Here is a 20036-nt window from a genome sequence, read left to right on the forward strand (position 1 = left end):
AGGAGGCCACAACAATGCAAGATGAACGTAAGCGAATTTTACAGTTAGTTGAGAACGGCACCATTAGCGCACAAGAGGCAATTACATTACTAGAGAAGTTGGATCAAAAAGGTGTAAAGTCTGAAGACGCACCAAAAAAAGAAGAAGTTAAACAATCCACACATCAACAAGAGCAACTAAAAGAAGAACAAACCTATAAACATACACAGGAAGATGAAAAATCGAAAAAAGAAGATGAGTTTATTAATGATATAAAGCGTGATTTTAATGAATTCGGTACAAAATTCATGGACTTTATTGGTGCAGCAGTCAATAAAGTACGCGATATTGACTTCTCTTCGATGACATCAGGAAACAACAAATTTAGTTGGATTGAACCGATTGAAAATACATTGTTTGATAATATTAGCGTAGATATGCCAAACGGACAGTTAACTATTCGTGACTCTGTAGATGGTTCGGCTTATTTAGAAGTATCGGCTACACCATTATTCCGAGTGGGTGCTCAAAAAGATTTATCAAATGAAGAAATTAAAAAGCAGTTTAACTGTGGAAACGATGCAGGAACATTACGCATTCATAACACAGCGAAAATGTTGAAAACAGATGTCATCATGTATGTACCAAAAGGCGATTATCGTCGTATTCGTGCCAACCTATTCAACGGTGGCTTTACATTACACAGCATTAATGCGGATCAAGTCAATGTAGAAACGAAAAATGGTTCGATTCATATTTCGGATGTCACATTCGATTCAGTAGATGTTGAATCAGCGAATGGAAGCATTGATATTCGCGATGTTGCAGGACGTGAAGTTGAAGCAGAGACGATGAATGGACGTGTATATATTGACGGTTCATTACGTTCGATTGAAGCGAAATCACTAAACGGACACGTTGTGGTTACATCGAAATCACAACAAACAGAACGCATTAAAGCCAATACAGCAGCAGGGACAATCGAGCTATATGTTCCTGAAAGCGTATCTTTAATCGGTGAATTATCTTCTACATTTGGTAAGATGGATGTTGTTTTGGGAGATGTTGAATTCTTACGTGAAGATAATCAAATGTTCAATAAGTCTGTTCGTTTCCGTAAAGTTGTACCTGACGCACATCAATTAACAATTGATGGCGAAACACAAACAGGCTCTGTCATTGTTCGTTATACTGTATAAATAGATGATGCTGAAACAAAGTGTTGTTTCGGATATACGAAAAAGCTAGGACATAACTGTAAAACATTTTCTCATATGAGCATAAAAACTGGAATCGCGCTGTGGTGCGGTTCCAGTTTTTCATTGTGAACGCTAAAAAATAGAAGAGAAGTGTTTTGTGCTAACCTATTATATATATTGAATCGATTTATGATAAAAAAATAAAAAGTGTCTGTTCTTTGAAAAAAAGAGTGCAAAAAACGTATAAAATCTATTTTTTTGTAACTTATTCCCTGTTATTTTAGTAAAATAGATACTATTAGTTATGTGAAAAAAAGCCTGCTTTTCTGTAGAATGGATGAAATTCGACGAAGTGTTACAAGCGAGGAGCAAATTGAAATGGAACTGTAATGGAGAAATGATTTTTAGATGATATACTATTGAAGTGCAGTTGAGTTCTTAGATACCTATGTGCTCAAATTCAGTAGTCACAAAGAGAAACGAACTACAATTTATAATAATAGGTGGTACGAACATGATCGAAATGAAAAATGTTGTAAAGAAGTACCCGAATAGTGTAGTAGCTGTTAAGGGACTGAACATACAAATTAAGCAAGGTGAGTTTGTTTATATTGTTGGACCGAGTGGTGCTGGTAAGTCGACATTCATCAAAATGATGTATAGAGAAGAAAAAGCAACTTCAGGTGAAATCAAAGTAAACGGAACAGACCTTACAACTTTAAAAGATAGAGAAATTCCGTTTTTGCGTCGTAATATGGGTGTTGTTTTCCAAGATTTTAAATTATTACCTCGTAAAAATGTATATGAAAATATTGCATTTGCTTTAGAAGTAATTGAAAAAGATCCAGAAGAAATAAAAAAACGTGTAATGGATGTTTTAAAATTAGTTGGTTTAACGAAAAAAGTAAAAATGTTCCCGGATGAATTATCAGGTGGTGAACAACAACGTGTGGCAATAGCACGTTCTATCGTTAATTCACCTAAAGTCGTGATTGCAGATGAGCCGACAGGTAACTTAGATCCTGAAACATCATGGGAAATTATGCGTTTATTTGATGAGATTAATGCTAGAGGAACAACGATTATTATGGCTACACATAACAAAGATATTGTAAATACAATGCGTAAACGAGTAATCGCCATTGAAAACGGACAAATTGTTCGAGATGAACGTGGGGGTGACTACGGTTATGAATTTTAATACAATGAAGCGTCATTTTAAAGAGAGTTTCATCTCGATGGCACGAAATCGTTGGATGAGTTTTGCATCGATTAGTGCTGTAACAGTAACACTACTATTAGTTGGTGTATTTTTAACAATCATGATGAACTTGAATAAGATGTCTACAGATATTAAGAATGATGTTGAAATTAAAGTATTAATTGATTTAAGTGCAAACGAAACATCAGAAGCAGAATTACAGCAACAGGTAGAAAAAATGCCAGGTGTAGAATCTGTAAAGTATTCGTCGAAGAAACAAGAGCTTGATAAATTAGTCAAAGATTTTGGTAATGATGTTTCACTATTTAAACAAGAAAATCCACTTCATAATGTACTGTATGTGAAGGCAGATGATCCTGAACAAACAGAAAAAGTCGCAAAAGAGATTGAGAAAAATCCAGCTGTCGACACAGTGAAGTATGGTAAAGATAAAATTGAAAAATTATTTAATGTATTAAATATTAGTCAAAAAGTAGGCATTGTATTAATTATTGCGTTGTTATTAACAGCGACATTCTTAATTTCTAATACAATTAAAATTACGATTACAGCACGTCGTCGCGAAATCGAAATTATGAAATTGGTTGGAGCAACGAATTCATTTGTTCGTGTGCCATTTATTTTAGAAGGTATGTGGTTAGGGGCAATCGGTTCAATTCTGCCAATTATCGGTGTCACAACGCTTTATAGCATTGTGCATAGTTCGCTTGCGCCAAAACTTGAAAGCAGTGTTGTTCAAATTTTAGATGTCATGCCGTTCATTTTGGAAGTTGATATCATTCTACTTGTCATGGGTGTATTAATCGGTGTAGTCGGCAGTTTTATGTCTGTTCGAAAGTTTTTAAAAGTATAGGAGGATTTTGTTGTGTTACAAAAAAATAAAGTAATCGCAGCAGCACTTGCAACGACGCTCTTAGTACCTACTATGAGCGCGAGTGCTGAATCTGTTAGTGATTTGAAAAAAGAGAAAAATGCGTTGGATCAAAAGAAAAGTAAAATCAGCAAAGAACTTCAAGCTAAAAAAGAAAAAATTGCAAAAGCCCAAGCTGAAATTGAGAAGTCTGCAAAAGAAGTTTCGAAAATCACAGTGAAAATTCAAGAGACAGATAACAAAATCGAAGGTGTAGAGCAAAAGATTGCACAGACAAAGTACGAGATTGAAAAATTACAAAAATCAATTGAAGCACTTCAAAAGAAAATTGATGAGCGTAATGAAATCTTAAAAGAACGTGCACGCGCAATGCAAGAAACAGGTGGACAGGTTGGCTATATCGATGTTCTTTTAGGTTCTAATAGTTTTTCTGATTTTATCGACCGCGTCTCAGCAGTAAATGAAATTGTCAATGCGGATGAACGTATTGTAGAAGAACAAAAAGCTGACCAGGCAAAAGTAGAAGAACAACAAAATCAAGTAAAAGAAAAACTTGCTGAACAAGAAGATCGTAAAAAAGAGTTAGAAGAATTAAAAGCAAACTTGAAAAAACAACAAGATAAGAAAAAATCAGCTTTAGCACAGATGGAACGTAAACAAGCAAAACTGAATAAAGAGCGTAAAGGATTAGAAAATCATTATTCAGAAGTTGCAAGTGTCAGCTCGAAAGTACAAAAGAAAATCGAAGCAGAGCAGCGTAAAGCAGCTGAAAAAGCACGTAAAATGGCTGAGGCAGCAGCAGCGAAAAAAGCTAGTGCAGCGATTTCAACAACATCCAATTCAAGTTCAAGTAACTCTTCATCAAGTGCAAGCGTAGGATCTGTACCAACAGCTTCATCGGGTACTTGGATGAAACCAGCACAAGGTCGATTCACTTCAGGTTTTGCAGGACGTGACATTGGTGCAGGAGCAGAATATCACTATGGTATTGATATTGCGAATAGTGAAGGAACACCAATTGTAGCAGCAGCAGACGGTGTTGTATTCCGAGCAAGTCCACTATCTACATATGGTAATGTCGTGATGATTACACATAATATTAATGGTCAAACATACACATCACTTTATGCACATATGAGTCGTTTTGGTACATCAGTTGGTAAAACAGTTAAAAAAGGTGAAGTCATTGGTTACATTGGTTCAACAGGACGTTCAACAGGACCTCATGTTCACTTTGAAATTCATATTGGTTCTTGGGTGAATCAAGCAACGGGTGCTGTAAACCCACTGCAATATATTTCACTATAATTCAATTCAAGAGGAGAGAATTGAATTGAAGCCGAGTTTGAAGAGAGAGAAAATCACTTCAGACTCGGCTTTTTTAGTTGTATTTCATATAAGAATATTATACCGTAATGGGTATAGGAGGATGTCCATGCAAAATAATATGTGGTACACCATATTCAATCTATCATTACCTGCAACATCGCTCGCCGTTTTAGGCGCAATGAGTATAACGATTCTTTTTCTCTTTATTTTAAAACGTAGAAAATGGATTGATTCATTTTTAAATTATTTTGTTCTTTTTATATTAGTTTGGAAATTTAGTTATGTTTTAACGAATTGGCAAGAAGTTATGAATTACCCACTTTCGATTATTTATTTTGATGGTGGAACATTTGGTATTGCGTTGGCAGCGATCATTTTGTTCATCTATAGTGTCTTACGGGTGAAAAGCGAAAAAGATACGATTCAACAACAGAGTTTCTATTGGCTTAGTATGTATAGTAACTCGCAGTTTTTATACGCACTTTTAAATGATGGTGTGTTGTGGTTAACAATTTTAATGATTGTTTTTAATTTAGCTATTTTTATTTTAATATTATGGGGGCATACATTCGAATACATAGATCGTTTTGCGTTACGTATGACACTTATTTATTTATTGTTTACACTATTAGTTGAACCACTCGGTTTTCAACAACCTAAACTATGGATGATCCTAACATTTATTGTCTATACAGTATGGTATCAGTTTAAAATGAAAAGGAGCGAACTTTCGTGAAGTGGCAAAGAATTGCAAGTTTTGTTTTAGTAATTGCGCTAATTGGCATTGCGGTTACAACAATTATTCAAAAAAATACAGAACCAAAAGAACAAAAAACAACAGTCGTTGACGGGAAAAAACCAGAAGATATTCCTGGTATTGCAATCGGGCAAAAAGCACCTGATTTTACGCTTCGAACATTAGAAGGTGAAGAAGTTTCGTTATCGGATTTTAAAGGGAAGAAAGTTATGATTAATTTCTGGGCGACATGGTGTCCACCTTGTAAAGCTGAAACGCCGCACATGGTTACATACTATAATGAACATGCGAAAGATGAGAATTTTGTCATTTTATCTGTCAATGCGATGAGTACTGAACGTAAGAGTACAGATGTCGAGAAGTTTATTGACAAATATAATATGACGTATCCTGTTGTGATTGACCCACGTGGTGAAATTATTAAAAAATACGATGTGCTAAACTTCCCTACATCATTCTTTGTGAATACAAAGGGAGTTATTCAACAAAAATTAAATTTAGTGAATGAACAGCAGCTTGCTGATGTTGTAAAGTCATTAGATTAATTCAATACCTTTTAAGACTTTAGCAAACGCTTGCTGAAGTCTTATTTTATGTTAGCTCTTGTTTTTACTTTGTATGAAAAGGGTAAAAATAGTCGATATGTAATAGAATATGCTACTCATTAAAACAGCCTTTTGGTACAATTATGATAAGCTACCATTTCTTAATATAATGGGGTATAAATAAATCTTTTAGAGGTGGGAACAACTGTGTTTTGGGACATTATTGTCGAATTATTAAAAGGCGTTTTACGTCTATTTATGAACCCCTTACTTTATATAACAATTATCTTCACTGTTTTATTAGGTTATCGTCGTGTCATTCGTGAACGTCAATCTTTTAAAATTAGAATTCATTGGGGACTATCTGAAACGATTCGTTTATTACGTGAAGGCTGGCTTGCGGCTTTCTGTGTATCCCTACTTAGTTTACTAATTGGGATTGTCTTACCGATGGAATATATCATGCTAGTAACCGTGTTATCGATTCTTTTCGTCGTGAGCTTTTATTATCAACTAGCATCTGTCGTATATCCATTCGGAATGGCATTCTTAGTTCTATGGGTAACATTTACACAAAACTGGGGCTTCACATTATTTGGTTTTACAATCAATGCAAGTGATTTAAAGTTAAGTATGCTCTCAAGTATCCCTTTATTAATAGGGATTCTACTAATTGCTGAAGGTATGCTTGTGCAAAAGTACGGGGCAGACTTGGCTTCACCACGATTACAACGAACTGCTCGCGGCTTAAAGGCCGTTACATTCCTTTCAAAAAGATTGTGGATTCTTCCAGTTTTCCTTGTCATTCCAGGAGATACAATCACAAGCTTTGTGTCCTACTGGCCTGTCTTTTCATTAGGCGGTGAAACATATGGGTTTATTCTATTTCCCATCGTCATCGGTTTTCAACAGCGTGCACGTAAGATGTTACCGATGTACTTCTATCCACAAATGGGGCGTACAATCGTTTTACTAGGAGCTTTAGTGTTCGTTGAAGGGGTTATCTCCTATTTCTATCCAATTTTAGGATTAGCAAGTGTTCTTGTAGCAATCATTGGGCGTATCCTCATTTCAGTTATTTACGGGTTAAGTGAACGAAAAGGTAAGTTTGCAGTGACACCACAAAATGAAGGAGTTGTCATTGCTGCTATTTTACCGAATTCACCTGCTGAGGCGATGGGGTTACAAATTGGCGAAACGATTCGTAAAGTGAACGGGGAGTCTGTGCATTCAGAAGAAGAGTTATATCGTGCACTTCAACAAAATGCAGCGCAATGTAAAATTGAAGTATTAGATACAGACGGAGAAGTTCGACTACGTCAACATATCGTGTTCCATCATGATCATTTCCGTATTGGTTTACTACTCGTACAGTAAACGTATGAGGTGAAGCGCTAATTTATGCGTTTCACCTTATTTTATTAACAATAACTTGTCAGAAACTTTCTACTTAGTTACATCGTATACTAAGTAATGAGTTGTATGTTTTAGAGGGGGTAACAACTGTGCCAGATTGGTTGAGCATTGATCAATTTCAGCAATTAGCTGAACAACATCGCGTTATTGGAACATTCGGTGCAATTTTATTACCATTTATAGAAGCGTTCTTACCATTCTTGCCATTAGCTGCATTCGTTGTTGCAAATGCTACTGCTTATGGTTTGTGGTTAGGCTTTTTATTTTCATGGGGAGGAGCTGTACTGGGCTCTTACTGCGTCTTTTTATTAATTCGTAAATTTGGTCACAGTCAATATTTTCGTTTTGTTACGGACCGAACAGGTGTGAAAAAATTAATTCAGTGGGTAGAAATTCAAGGGTTCATGCCACTATTCATTTTACTTTGTTTTCCATTTACACCTTCTGCCATCGTCAATGTGGTAGCAGGACTTTCGAATTTAAAGAAAAAAAGTTATCTTATTACGATTATGTGTGCAAAATTCATTATGATTTTAGTTATTAGTTGGATTGGAGCTGACTTACAATCCCTAATTACAAAACCTTGGAAATCAGTCGTCGTTGTTCTCATCATTGTCCTAATGTGGGTTGGTGGAAAGTATGTGGAGAAACGAAATAATCGTAAAATGGAAGAGCATTTACGTTCACTTCAAAAAGATGATCATGAAAAATTATAAATGTTATGAGGGCGGAGCGATAAAGTTCGTCCTCATTTTTTATTTCAAAATAAAAAGGCGAATCTATGTTTTCATTGTTGATTTTTTGTACAATAAAGGAAGAAGAAAAAAGGAGGGGACGAAATGGCTTTAACAATTGTACATGGTCGTACAGGAAGTGGTAAAACAACGTATCTTCAACAAGAGATTATTCGACAGTTGAAAGAAAATCCGACAGGTAATCCACTCTTTTTACTTGTACCTGACCAAATGTCTTTCTCATCTGAGCATCAATTGACAACAGCAGATGGTATCAAAGGAATGATTCGTGCACAGGCCACAACTTTTAAACGACTCGCATGGCGCGTACTATCAGAAGTGGGTGGAATTAGTCGCCAAGAAGTGAATGGTTTCGGTTATCGTATGTTGGTGCGAAACGTATTGCAATCACTTCAACCAGACTTAAAATTATTTAAAAAATCTGCAAGTAAACGAGGATTCACTGAAGAAATTGAAGCAGTTTTAAAAGAATTTAGTCATTATCATATAGATCATGCGACATTACTTGGGTTACAACAACAACTAGCTGAACAAGTAAATGCACCTGTGACATTACAAGATAAAATGCATGATTTACAACTTATTATGCAGGCAATTGATGAGCAATTAGGAGAGGCGTATATTGATTCAGAAGGTTATGTTCCACTATTAATTGAAGCAGTCGATCAAAGCCAGCTCATTCAGCAATCGCATATTTATATTGATGGTTTTGAAACATTTACAAAGAGTGAATATGAACTTGTATTAAAGTTAATAGTTCATGCTAAAGATGTAACGATTGCCTTACCTTATGACTCAGAGTGGGATGCACAAGATCCTCAAGCTTTATTCCACCGCCCAGCGTTGCTCGCTCAAAAATTACGTGATGATGCATCTTCATTAGGTGTCGTCATAAATCCAGCCATCTATTTACAAGAAGCGAAACGATTCCGATCGAATGTGCTTCGTTATATTGAGAAAAATCTACATCACTATCCATTAGAACAGATGACTGAACAGGCAGATCGTGGACTTGAATTATATGCGGCGACGACTAGAAAAGCTGAAATTCATGCTGTGGCACGTCATATTCGTGATTTTATTCAACAAGATGAAACACATCGTTATCGTGATGTAGCCATCTTATATCGACAAGCTGATGTATATGATCCGTTAATCGAAACAATTTTTAAAGAGTATGATTTACCGGTATTCCTCAGCCAAAAGAAACCGATGCTTCATCATCCATTAATCGAGTTAAGTCGCTCTGTTTTAGAAGTAATTGAAAAAGGATGGATGTATGAACCTGTCTTTCGTGCAGTGAAAACCGATTTATTCTTCCCAGTTGGTGCAAATAAATCAATTTGGCGCGAGCGCGCAGATCGTATGGAGAACTATGTCATCGCAAATGGAATCTACCGTGAACGTTGGTTTGACGATGCACGTTGGATTTATAAAAAATATCGCGGCCTTGAATTTTATCAAAAAACACAAACAGATGAAGAACGAGCGATGCAAGCGGAAATTGAAGCGGTACGTCAATTGTTGTTGCAACCAATCAAGCAGTTAAGTGATGCACTTACAAAAGCAAAAGTAGGACAAGATTATGCAGCAGCATTATTCAATTTCATGGAAGAGTTGCATGTATATACGAAGTTACAGACGCTTCAAACAGATGAACTAGAACAGGGTAAATTATTTGAAGCAGCTGAGCATGAACAAGCTTGGAATGGCTTCATTCAATTACTCGATCAGTTTGTGACGATGTTTGGAGATCAAGAGATGACACTTGAAGAAGTCATTCCTTTATTAGATGAAGGCTTTGATACGTTAGAGTTTGCGCGTATTCCGCCTTCTGTTGATCAAGTAACCGTTGTTAATGCAGATTTAGCACGTCTTTCGAATATTAAAGTAGCCTATGTTGTCGGTATGAATGACGGTGTCTATCCAACACGTATTGATTTCGAAGGAATGATTGCAGATTCTGAGCGTGAATGGTTTACAAGACTGGGTGCTGAGATTGCACCTACTTCTAAAGAGCGTTTATTAGAAGAAGATTTAATCATTTATCGTACACTAACTGCTGCTTCTGAAAAGCTTGTGGTGAGTTATGCAATGAGTGATGAAGAAGGAAAATCATTGCTCCCTTCTTTATATATAAAACGTCTGCAAGATTTAACAGGCATCTCAGAAGAAATCATCTTTATGACACCAGATGAAGCTCTAACATCTGAGGATGACTGGGCGTATATTTCGCATCCAAGAACTGCACTTGCCTATTTAATGGCGCAGATCCGTCGAAGTGAGCATGATGGTGTTCCGTTATCGCCTGAATGGCAAGCACTGCAAAGCTATTATGAACAAGATCCAACATGGCAGACGATTTATGAACGTCTTATGTATGCGACACATACACATAATAAAACGGAACCATTGGAACAGCAGATTACAGAGGAGCTATATGGTCGTACGATTACATCCAGTGTATCGCGCGTTGAAAAATATTTTAAATGTCCTTTCTCTCATTTCGCCACATACGGTCTCCGTTTAGAAGAACGTGCTGAATATCGTTTAGAACCACCAACAATCGGTGACTTATTCCACGCGGCGCTCAAATGGATTTCAGATGAAACAGCGAAAGAACATATTCAATGGCGTGAACTCTCCATCGAGCAGTGTAAACAACTCGCACGTGACGCGGTTCAAGTCGTCGTGCCACTACTCTACCATCAAATTTTACTAAGTACAGCACGTTATCAATATATCTTACGTAAACTCACAATGATTGTAGAACGCACGATGATTTCGATGCGTCACCATGCAAAAAATGCAGGATTCCAACCAATCGCTGTAGAGGCTGCTTTTGGACCGGGTGAAGCGATTCCCCCAATGGTCATCGAATTAACAAATCAGCATGAAATGAAGCTACGTGGACGAATCGACCGCATTGACGCCACAAAAGTAGGAGACGAATCTTACCTACGTATTATTGATTATAAGTCTTCATCTCAGCGTCTCGACTTGAATGATGTCTATCATGGTTTATCGCTTCAAATGTTGACGTATTTAGATGTTGCAGTCGAAAATTCTACGCATTGGTTAGATGAAAAAGCAGAGCCAGGTGGCGTATTATACGTGCATATGCACAATCCGATGCTCAAGCAAGAGGCAGTACTGAATGAAGTTGAAACTGAGGCTGAAATGCTGAAAAAATTCAAAATGAGTGGATTACTACTGGAATCAGAAGATGTCATTTTAGAAATGGATGAAACATTAGAAGATGTCGGTGGACGTTCACAAATCGTTCCTGTCTATTTGAAAAAAGATGGTTCTATTTCAAGAGGAATGTCTTCTGTTATTCAACGTGAAGAATTAGAGGATTTACGCACATTCGTCCGTAAGAAGCACCAAGAAGCAGGCGAAGGAATTTTAGCAGGCGACACAAAAATTAGCCCTTACCGTCTAAAACAAAAAACAGCATGTGACTATTGCCCGCAAAAAGCAGTTTGTCAATTTGATACAACAGATACACAACAACAATATCGTACATTACGCGCTGAATCAGACGATACTGTTATTGAAAAAATTCGAAAGGAGTCGACAACTTATGATTCCAACTAAACCAGAGAATGTTACGTGGACAGATGCTCAGTGGAAAGCCATTTGGGCAAAAGGTCAAGATACGCTTGTATCCGCAGCAGCAGGTTCAGGAAAAACAGCTGTCTTAATTAATCGTATGATTGAAAAAGTATTAGACACGACGAACCCAATCGATGTCGATCAATTACTCGTTGTAACCTTTACGAATGCTTCTGCCGCTGAAATGCGTCAGCGTATGTCGAAAGCTTTGGAAGAGGCGATTGATGAAGACCCATCATCTCAGCATTTACGCCGCCAACTTTCTTTAATGAATAAGGCACAAATTTCGACACTTCATTCGTTCTGTTTAAATATTATTCGCCAATATAACTATCTACTCGATATCGATCCAGGTTTCCGTATTGCGAATGATACAGAAGCTGCCTTATTACGAGATGATACCATGGCAGAAGTATTAGAAGAAGCCTATGCAAAAGAAGATAAGCAAGAGGTATATCGTCTCGTCGATGCTTTTACATCTGACCGCGATGATCAGGCGATGGAATTATTAATTGCGCAGTTATATGAGATGTCTCGCGTTAATCCGCAACCGTTTAACTGGCTTGACCGTTTACCAGAACAATATGATGTGGCAGGAATTCAACACATTGATGACTTACCGATTGCTGCAATTATTAAGCAATCACTTTTATTACAAGTGGAAGCGGCGATTCAATTAGTGCAAGAAGTACGTCAATTAGCGATTCAGCCGAATGGTCCAGATGCTTTTGGTAGTACGGCTGAAAAAGATTTAGAACAATTAATGATAGCACGCGCGCTTGTAACAGAAGGTACATGGTCAGAGATGCAAGCTTACTTCTCGCAATTCAAGTGGGGAAGACTTGCTTCGCAAAAGAAAGATACATGCGATGAAGGTATGAAAGAGCGTGCAAAAGCGAAACGTGAACAAGCTAAAAAAATCATTAATGATTCTGTAATGGTTTACTTCACACGCCCACCTGAAAAGCTACTCGAAGAAATGAGTGCGATGAAGCCACTCATTGAGACATTAGTTGATTTAACGAAGCAATTTAGTACGCGCTATGCGGCTGTTAAAGCAGATAAGGGTTTGATTGACTTCTCGGATTTAGAGCATTTTGCTTTAGCAATTTTAACAGATGATGATTTACAACCTTCTGAAGTTGCGTTAGATTATCGTGCTCGTTTTGAAGAAGTCTTAGTCGATGAATATCAAGATACAAACCGACTGCAAGAGACCATCTTACAATTAGTTAAACGTGGCGAAGCAGCAGACGGCAATCTGTTCATGGTTGGGGACGTAAAACAGTCAATTGTGCGCCCATAAGGGTATTGTATATTTCACCATTTGGCGGTGAATAAACTACAGAAACGGTTTATATATCAGCCGACTTATCTTGGCGGGAAACTAAAAAGGGAGTGTAGCATGTCGGTACAAGTCATAAGTTAGCCTAAACGGAAAGGCTACGACTGAATGGCGAGATATAAAAGATTCATATAAGGAAGAAGGCTAAACTGCTTGAAGAATAGTCCGAGTGGGGTCATGTCTAACCGTCTAGGAAACCGTTTGAAACCTAGAATCTATTCTGTTCAGTGTACTAAATGGATGCAACTGAACATGGACGAACGCTATAAATTGAGGCTGAAATCTAGTTTCTGATTGATGAAAGAATAGACACACTTCAAGATTGAAGAAAAGGATGAACGTTCCTTCCGACAATGAATCGAGCCTGTATACAATATACTAAATGGGGATTACCTAAGTTGGAATGCCATTAGGCTATGTACAAAGGTACTGAATATCCAATATGGTAACGGAGCTCCCGTAGTAGTCTGAGATAGGGAAAACCTATTACATGGCGAAGGGGAGCAGCTTATAACGTATAAAACAATAAAGAAAGGAGCGAAATGCTCTATGCAAAGTTCAGAAATTGTCTTATACAATCTATCGAAACAAGCAATGAAGGACGGTTTTGAATTTGACCGTCTATACAGACATTTATACAACGAAGATTTCTATATTAAAGCCTATACAAAAATATACAAAAATAAAGGTAGTGCAACAAAAGGTATCGACGAAGAAACGGCAGATGGATTTGGTGAAGAAAAGATTCATGGGATTATAGAATCTTTAAAAGATGAAAGTTATCAACCCAAACCGGTACGTCGTATTCATATCCCAAAGAAAAATGGTGATACAAGACCACTTGGTATCCCTACATTTACAGACCGTTTAGTACAAGAAGTATGTCGTATGATTATAGAAGCAATTTATGAGCCAAAATTTTCAAATCATTCTCATGGTTTTAGACCGAAAAGAAGTTGTCATACAGCGTTAGTCGAAATAAAGACAACCTTTACGGGCGTCAATTGGTTCATTGAAGGAGATATTAAAGGATTTTTCGATAACATCAATCATCAAGTACTAATCAATATTTTGCGAAAACATATTAAGGACGAGAAATTTATTCGTCTCATGTGGAAATTCTTAAAAGCAGGATTCGTGGAAGATTGGCGATTCCAAAAGACTTATAGCGGGACACCACAGGGCGGTATCATTAGTCCATTACTCGCAAATATTTATTTAAATGAATTTGATGAATATGTCGAAAATGAATTAAAATCATCGTTTGATTTAGGTGAGCCAAAGATAGGACGTAAACGAAATACGGAATATCGAAAATATGATATGCGTAATCAACGTTTGCATAAAAAAATTAATGCGACAGAAGACGAAAATTTACGACAACAGATGATTGAAGAATATAAGGCAAATAAGAAAATACTTTTAAATTTACCGTACTATGAACCAAATGCCGAAACGTATAAAGCAGTGAAATATGTGCGTTATGCGGATGATTTTATTGTAGGTGTAAATGGGAGTAAAGAAGACTGTGAGCTCTTAAAACAAGCGATGAAAGATTTCTTGAAAAACCATTTACAACTTGAATTATCAGATGAAAAAACACTCATTACACATAGTACAAAATTTGCAAGATTTTTAAGCTACGACATCTCAATTAGCCATGATTTAAGCGTGGCTAAAGACAAAAACGGTGTAAAAAAACGTAAATTTAGAGGATATGTGCAATTGCGTATTCCTCAAGGTACAATTGAGAAAGTAATTGTTAAAAATAAAATGGTTAAAGATATCGATGCGAAACAATGGGATATGTTGCATCGACCAAGACTTGTCGGTTTACCTGATTTAGAAGTCATTGAAATATATAACGCAGAACTACGTGGACTATACAATTATTATGCACTAGCAGAAAACGTAAGTCAGAAAATGTGGCAATTGCGTTATGTGATGGAATATAGCTGTTTGAAAACACTTGCGAATAAATACAAATCCTCAGTTGCTAAAATGAAGGTTAAGTTTAAACAAGGTAAATACTGGGGTGTGAAGTATCAAACAAAGCAAGGTGAAAAAATAGCGTATTTCTATAAAGATGGCTTTAAAAAGAAAAAAGAAATAATCCAATCAGAAATAGACCAGCTACCAAACCTTTATGTATATCAAGGCAGAAATGAATTAGAAAAACGATTAAGTGCAAAACAGTGCGAATTATGCGGGGACAACCATTCTGATACGAAGTTCGAAATTCATCATGTAAACAAGGTGAAGAACTTAAAAGGTAAAGAATACTGGGAATGGACAATGCTTGCAAAGCAACGTAAAACACTGGTCGTATGTGTAAAATGTCATAAAGAAATTCATAAACAACGATAGGTTTGTTATAAGTGGAGAGCCGTATACTCTGAGAAGAGTACGTACGGTTCGGGGAGGGGTTCTCTGGAAACCTACTACGGCAATGTAGCAAGGCGCTGGGTTCCTACTCTACTATCGATTTCGACTCGCTGAACCAACATTATTTTTAAATAAGTATCTACAATATCAAGATGAACCGACGGATACAGGTATGAAAATTGATTTGAATGCGAACTTCCGAAGCCGGCATGAAGTGTTAGATGGTACGAACTATATCTTCAAGCAAATCATGGGTGAAAAAGTTGGCGAGATTGATTATGACGAAGCAGCGAGTTTAAAACCTGCAGCTCCTTATCCAGCACAAGATACGCCGATTACGGTCGCTGTACTGCATGCGACAGAAGAGGAAGAAGTAGATGAAGAGATTGAGGAATTACGTACTTCACAACGAGAAGCACGCTATATCATCTCGCAAATTCAACAATTAATGAATCGTGAACAGTTGGTTTATGATGCCTTCAAAAAAGACGAGCATGGTAATCCTGTCAGTCGTCCAATTGAATATAGTGACATAGTTATTTTAATGCGTTCAATGACATGGTCTGCCGATTTTGTGGAGGAATTTAAGTTAGCAGGAATACCGTTATACGCAGAACTGTCACGCGGTTACTTCGATGCTATTGAAGTGATGGTCATGATGAATACATTAAAAGTAATTGACAATCCATACCAAGATATACCGTTAGCTTCTGTATTACGTGCGCCTTTTATCGGTCTAACTGAAAATGAACTAGCTGAAATCCGTCTAGCAGACCGTAAAGCGTCGTTTTATGATGCACTGAAGTCTTTTGTTGGGCAAGGACAAGTGATGCGTACAAAGGCAGCAGAGAAGCTACAGCGCTTCTTATTATTACTTGAAGATTGGCGTAATTTAGCGCGTAGAGGTTCATTAGCCGACTTAATTTGGAAAGTATATCTCGATACGAATTATTATGAGATGGTTGGTGCGATGGCGAATGGTAAACAACGTCAAGCGAATCTTCGTGCCTTACATGACCGAGCAATTGCTTATGAAAAAACGGCATTTCGTGGGTTATTCCGTTTCCTTCGTTTTATCGACCGTATGCGCTTGAGAGGTGATGATTTAGGGACAGCAAAAGCGATTGGACAATCCGAAAATGTCGTACGTATTATGACCATTCACTCGTCAAAAGGTTTAGAGTTCCCATATGTATTCGCTGCAGGAATGGGACGACCATTCAACCGTATGGACTTCAATCAATCCTATCTATTTGATCCTGTGTTTGGATTAGCAGTTAAAATGATTGACCCTGAAAAACGAATTGAATATACATCGCTACCTTATTTAGCGATGAAAGAGAAAAAGATACTAGAGATGAAAGCAGAGGAAATGCGTGTTTTATATGTAGCGATGACGCGTGCAAAAGAAAAACTTTATTTAGTAGGTTCAGTAAAAGAGTGGGAGAGTGCACAGGAGAAGTGGCAAGATGCGCAGCTATTAGCACTTGGTGACCCACTTCCAGAACATCAGCGTGCAAAAGCGAGTAATTATTTTGATTGGATTGGTCCAGCGATTGCAAGGCATCCTGATTATTTAGCCGATGTCGAGGAAATGGAACGTACAGCATCACCCGACCATTCACGATTTAAAATAGAGATTGTCGATTGTCAGGATATGACGGTTGCAGTAGAAGAACATGAGGTATTGACAAAACCTGTAACGGAAGAAAATCAATTTTTCTCTACGCTTATTCATCAACGTCTGGACTATCGCTATCCATTTGAAACATCGACGCGTAAAAAATCGAAAACGTCTGTTTCAGAAATGAAGCGATTGAAGTTGTTAGAAGATCAGGCAGAACCCGAGATGATTTTTGAACCTGTGAAAGAGAAGGTGGAAGTGACGCAAGGTCCACGACCAAAATTCATGCAAGAACAGACGAATATGAGTGGCACTGAAAAAGGAACTGCTGTTCATGCAGTGATGGAGCATGTGCCACAACAAGGTTTTGAAACAGTAGAAGAAATTGAAGTCTTTTTGCAGACACTTGTAAAACGCCAGCTCTTAACAAAGGAAGAAGTGCAAGTTGTTGAACCACAAGACCTACTGACGTTCTTTGCGAGTCCAATTGGACAAGATTTTAAGTCAGCGCCTATTTTAAAAAGGGAATTACCTTTCACACGTGCCATTGTCGATGAAGATGGAGACGCACAAATTGTACAAGGGATTATTGACTGCTTATATCAAACGACTTCTGGTGAATGGGTACTGCTCGATTACAAGACGGACCGACTCACAGCTACAATGCAAACAACAGAAGGATTAGAAGCTGAATTACGTCGACGCTATTCGATTCAGTTACACACATACAAGCAAGCTGTTGAAGAAATTTTAGATATTCAAATTACGCGTGCGATGATTTATGCTTTCGCTGCACATCATGGATTTGAAGTATAGGAGGAGATAAAAGTTGATGCAACTTGCACCAACAAAACAGCGTATTGGCACATTAGATTTATTAAGAGGACTTAGCTTATTTGGGATTTTACTCGTCAATTTATTGGCGTTTAATTTCCCTGTAAACTATGTATCATTACGTGAGTTTTTAGAACATCCAACTGATTTACAGATGGAAAAATACTTAACGATTTTTGTACAAGGAAGTTTTTACCCTTTATTTGCAGGTTTATTCGGTTATGGTCTACAGCTGCAAATGAACAAATCAAAGGAGCTAGGTGAATCATTCATTGGTTATGGCTCCAAGCGACTTAGTTTCCTATTGCTGATTGGTTTATTACATGCCTTTTTCATCTGGTATGGTGATATTTTAACAACGTATGCTGTACTTGGTTTCGGTTTATTATTTTTATTAAAGTTAAAACCAATTTTCCAACTACTTATTGCGACTATTTTATTCGGTATTTGCAGTTTGACAGTAACCGTTCTATTTTATATTTCAAGCCAATTTATTTCCGATTCGTCTGAATACACAGATGTAGCAGGTGTGGCACAGTCGATTGAGGCTTACCGTTATGGGGGAGTTATCGAAATCTTTTTCCAACGTCTAAATGATTTATCTTTACAATATTCAATTATGATGTGGATTTCAGCATTTTTTACAATTCTTCCATTCATGCTTGTTGGTGCTGCCGCAAGTCAGTGGCGTTTAATTGAACGAGCAAGAGAACTTAAGAAGCTTTGGTTCGTCTTATGTATTATAGGGTTGTCACTCGGGCTCTATTTAAAAAATCTCATTTATCATGAACCTACTTCGATTTTTTATGAAGGTATTGGTCAAGTGATCGGCGCACCGATTTTAACGGTAGGCTATGTATCATTAATTGTACTTCTTGGACTCATTCCGTGGGTGCAAATCATTACAAAACCGATTCAAGCAGCAGGTCGCATGTCATTAACAATCTACTTAATGCAGTCTGTTATCCAAAGTATTTTATTTTATGGCTTTGGTTTTGGTTTGTATGGCAAGCTAAGTCTGTTACAATTATTCTATATTGCACTCGCAATTTATGCGATTCAGCTCGTTTTTTCAATGATTTGGTTCAAGTACTTTAAACAAGGTCCTGTAGAAGCGCTTTGGAAAAGCGTCACATATGGAAAGAGATTTGAAAAATAGAGGAAATTTAATAGAAAATAAGGTATTATTGTAAAAAAAGAAGGAGTGCCACTATTCATGAAAATTTTATCATTTCGTTACAACAATGAAATCGGCTTTGGTCCGAAAGTAAAAAGAGAAGAAGCAGTTTGGGATGTACTAGCAATTCAAAAATCGTTAAATGTCTTACCTTCGTTTTCTGAAACAATTGTTGAAGGTATGACTTATGGTTTTGAATTTGTAGAGCAAATGCGAAAATTAGTAGAGGCGGCTGAACAATCTCCAAATCCAGCTATTTTCAAACATGCGTTTACAAACATCGAATGGCTTGCACCAATTCCACGTACGACAAAGAATATTATTTGCGTAGGGAAAAACTATGATGAGCATGCAAAAGAGATGGGCGCTGATCATGCACCAGAAGATTTAGTTGTATTCACAAAAGCACCAACAGCTATTGCTGCCGATGAGCAAACAATTTCTGTTCATGCAGATGTAACGAATTCACTTGATTACGAAGGTGAGTTAGCAGTTGTAATCGGGAAAAAAGGGAAGAACATTCCAGCAGTTTTAGCATTTGACTACGTATTTGGTTATACGATTGCAAATGATATTACAGCACGTGATTTACAAGAACGTCATAAACAATTCTTCTTAGCAAAAAGTCTAGATGGGTCTTGCCCAATGGGACCTTATTTAGTAACGAAAGATGAAATTCCAAATCCACAAAATCTAACAGTAGTTACAAAAGTCAACGATGAAGTACGTCAAAATGGTACAACACGTGACATGATGCATACTGTTGAAGATTTGATTGTAAAAATCTCAAGCATGGTAACATTGGAACCAGGTGATGTGATTTTAACAGGTACGCCAGCAGGAGTTGGTAAAGGTATGACTCCACCAACGTATTTAAAAGCAGGCGATACAGTAAAAGTATCAATCGAAGGAATCGGTACATTAGTAAACCGTTTCGAATAAGATATTATTCAATCTCGACATGCCTCGGCTGTCGAGAT

General features: G+C 37.2%; 13 protein-coding genes and 1 pseudogene. All 14 read left to right on the forward strand.

The features are described 5' to 3' along the window. The first annotated feature begins 14 nt into the window (after positions 1-14). Entirely contained in the window at positions 15-1178 is a 1164-nt protein-coding gene (locus MHB75_RS00680; protein ID WP_068455512.1) for a DUF4097 family beta strand repeat-containing protein, read from the forward strand. A 514-nt stretch (positions 1179-1692) separates the two neighbouring features. Then, positions 1693-2379 carry a cell division ATP-binding protein FtsE gene (gene ftsE, locus MHB75_RS00685; protein WP_068455508.1) on the forward strand — a complete coding sequence of 229 codons (687 nt, stop codon included), beginning with the start codon at positions 1693-1695 and terminating at the stop codon, positions 2377-2379. After that, entirely contained in the window at positions 2369-3253 is an 885-nt protein-coding gene (gene ftsX / locus MHB75_RS00690; protein WP_141274242.1) for a permease-like cell division protein FtsX, read from the forward strand. The genes ftsE and ftsX overlap by 11 nt, the downstream gene beginning before the upstream one ends. Positions 3254-3265: 12 nt before the next feature. Then, a complete protein-coding gene (locus tag MHB75_RS00695) occupies positions 3266-4579 on the forward strand; it encodes a murein hydrolase activator EnvC family protein (RefSeq protein WP_087682330.1) in 1314 nt (437 codons plus the stop codon). Between the two features lie 127 nt (positions 4580-4706). Next, positions 4707-5336 carry a hypothetical protein gene (locus MHB75_RS00700; protein ID WP_141274240.1) on the forward strand — a complete coding sequence of 210 codons (630 nt, stop codon included), beginning with the start codon at positions 4707-4709 and terminating at the stop codon, positions 5334-5336. Continuing rightward, positions 5333-5902, forward strand: coding sequence for a peroxiredoxin family protein (locus MHB75_RS00705; RefSeq protein ID WP_141274239.1), 570 nt, complete (start codon positions 5333-5335; stop codon positions 5900-5902). Before MHB75_RS00700 ends, MHB75_RS00705 begins: the two co-directional genes overlap by 4 nt. A 207-nt stretch (positions 5903-6109) precedes the next feature. Beyond that, entirely contained in the window at positions 6110-7279 is a 1170-nt protein-coding gene (locus MHB75_RS00710; protein WP_255314762.1) for a PDZ domain-containing protein, read from the forward strand. Between the two features lie 128 nt (positions 7280-7407). Then, entirely contained in the window at positions 7408-8034 is a 627-nt protein-coding gene (locus tag MHB75_RS00715) for a TVP38/TMEM64 family protein (protein ID WP_068455492.1), read from the forward strand. Positions 8035-8157: 123 nt separating this feature from the next. Beyond that, complete coding sequence (addB, locus tag MHB75_RS00720) at positions 8158-11673, forward strand: helicase-exonuclease AddAB subunit AddB (RefSeq protein WP_340995239.1); 3516 nt, start codon at positions 8158-8160, stop codon at positions 11671-11673. After that, a complete protein-coding gene (locus MHB75_RS00725; RefSeq protein WP_340995241.1) occupies positions 11660-12997 on the forward strand; it encodes a UvrD-helicase domain-containing protein in 1338 nt (445 codons plus the stop codon). Before addB ends, MHB75_RS00725 begins: the two co-directional genes overlap by 14 nt. Before the next feature lie 588 nt (positions 12998-13585). After that, on the forward strand, positions 13586-15403 hold the full coding sequence (gene ltrA, locus MHB75_RS00730) for a group II intron reverse transcriptase/maturase (RefSeq protein WP_340995243.1): 1818 nt from the start codon (positions 13586-13588) through the stop codon (positions 15401-15403). Between the two features lie 112 nt (positions 15404-15515). Continuing rightward, positions 15516-17861, forward strand: a pseudogene (gene addA / locus MHB75_RS00735) (helicase-exonuclease AddAB subunit AddA); the annotation flags it as partial. A 16-nt stretch (positions 17862-17877) separates the two neighbouring features. Then, positions 17878-19038 (forward strand): DUF418 domain-containing protein, encoded by a 1161-nt coding sequence (locus tag MHB75_RS00740; protein ID WP_340998513.1) that lies wholly within the window; start codon positions 17878-17880, stop codon positions 19036-19038. A gap of 57 nt (positions 19039-19095) precedes the next feature. Next, positions 19096-19998: a fumarylacetoacetate hydrolase family protein gene (locus MHB75_RS00745; protein WP_340995245.1), complete on the forward strand. Its 903-nt coding sequence runs from the start codon at positions 19096-19098 to the stop codon at positions 19996-19998. The last annotated feature ends 38 nt before the right edge of the window (positions 19999-20036 follow it).

This window comes from Kurthia sp. FSL E2-0154, from assembly GCF_038003625.1.
Taxonomy (GTDB): Bacteria; Bacillota; Bacilli; order Bacillales_A; family Planococcaceae; genus Kurthia; species Kurthia gibsonii.

Bases quoted from the DNA above. Each gene is read 5' to 3' on its own strand.
- MHB75_RS00745 (WP_340995245.1), top strand. From the start codon at position 19,096: ATGAAAATTTTATCATTTCGTTACAACAATGAAATCGGCTTTGGTCCG.
- ftsX (WP_141274242.1), top strand. From the start codon at position 2,369: ATGAATTTTAATACAATGAAGCGTCATTTTAAAGAGAGTTTCATCTCG.
- MHB75_RS00725 (WP_340995241.1), top strand. From the start codon at position 11,660: ATGATTCCAACTAAACCAGAGAATGTTACGTGGACAGATGCTCAGTGG.
- MHB75_RS00700 (WP_141274240.1), top strand. From the start codon at position 4,707: ATGCAAAATAATATGTGGTACACCATATTCAATCTATCATTACCTGCA.
- MHB75_RS00680 (WP_068455512.1), top strand. From the start codon at position 15: ATGCAAGATGAACGTAAGCGAATTTTACAGTTAGTTGAGAACGGCACC.
- addB (WP_340995239.1), top strand. From the start codon at position 8,158: ATGGCTTTAACAATTGTACATGGTCGTACAGGAAGTGGTAAAACAACG.
- ftsE (WP_068455508.1), top strand. From the start codon at position 1,693: ATGATCGAAATGAAAAATGTTGTAAAGAAGTACCCGAATAGTGTAGTA.
- ltrA (WP_340995243.1), top strand. From the start codon at position 13,586: ATGCAAAGTTCAGAAATTGTCTTATACAATCTATCGAAACAAGCAATG.
- MHB75_RS00740 (WP_340998513.1), top strand. From the start codon at position 17,878: ATGCAACTTGCACCAACAAAACAGCGTATTGGCACATTAGATTTATTA.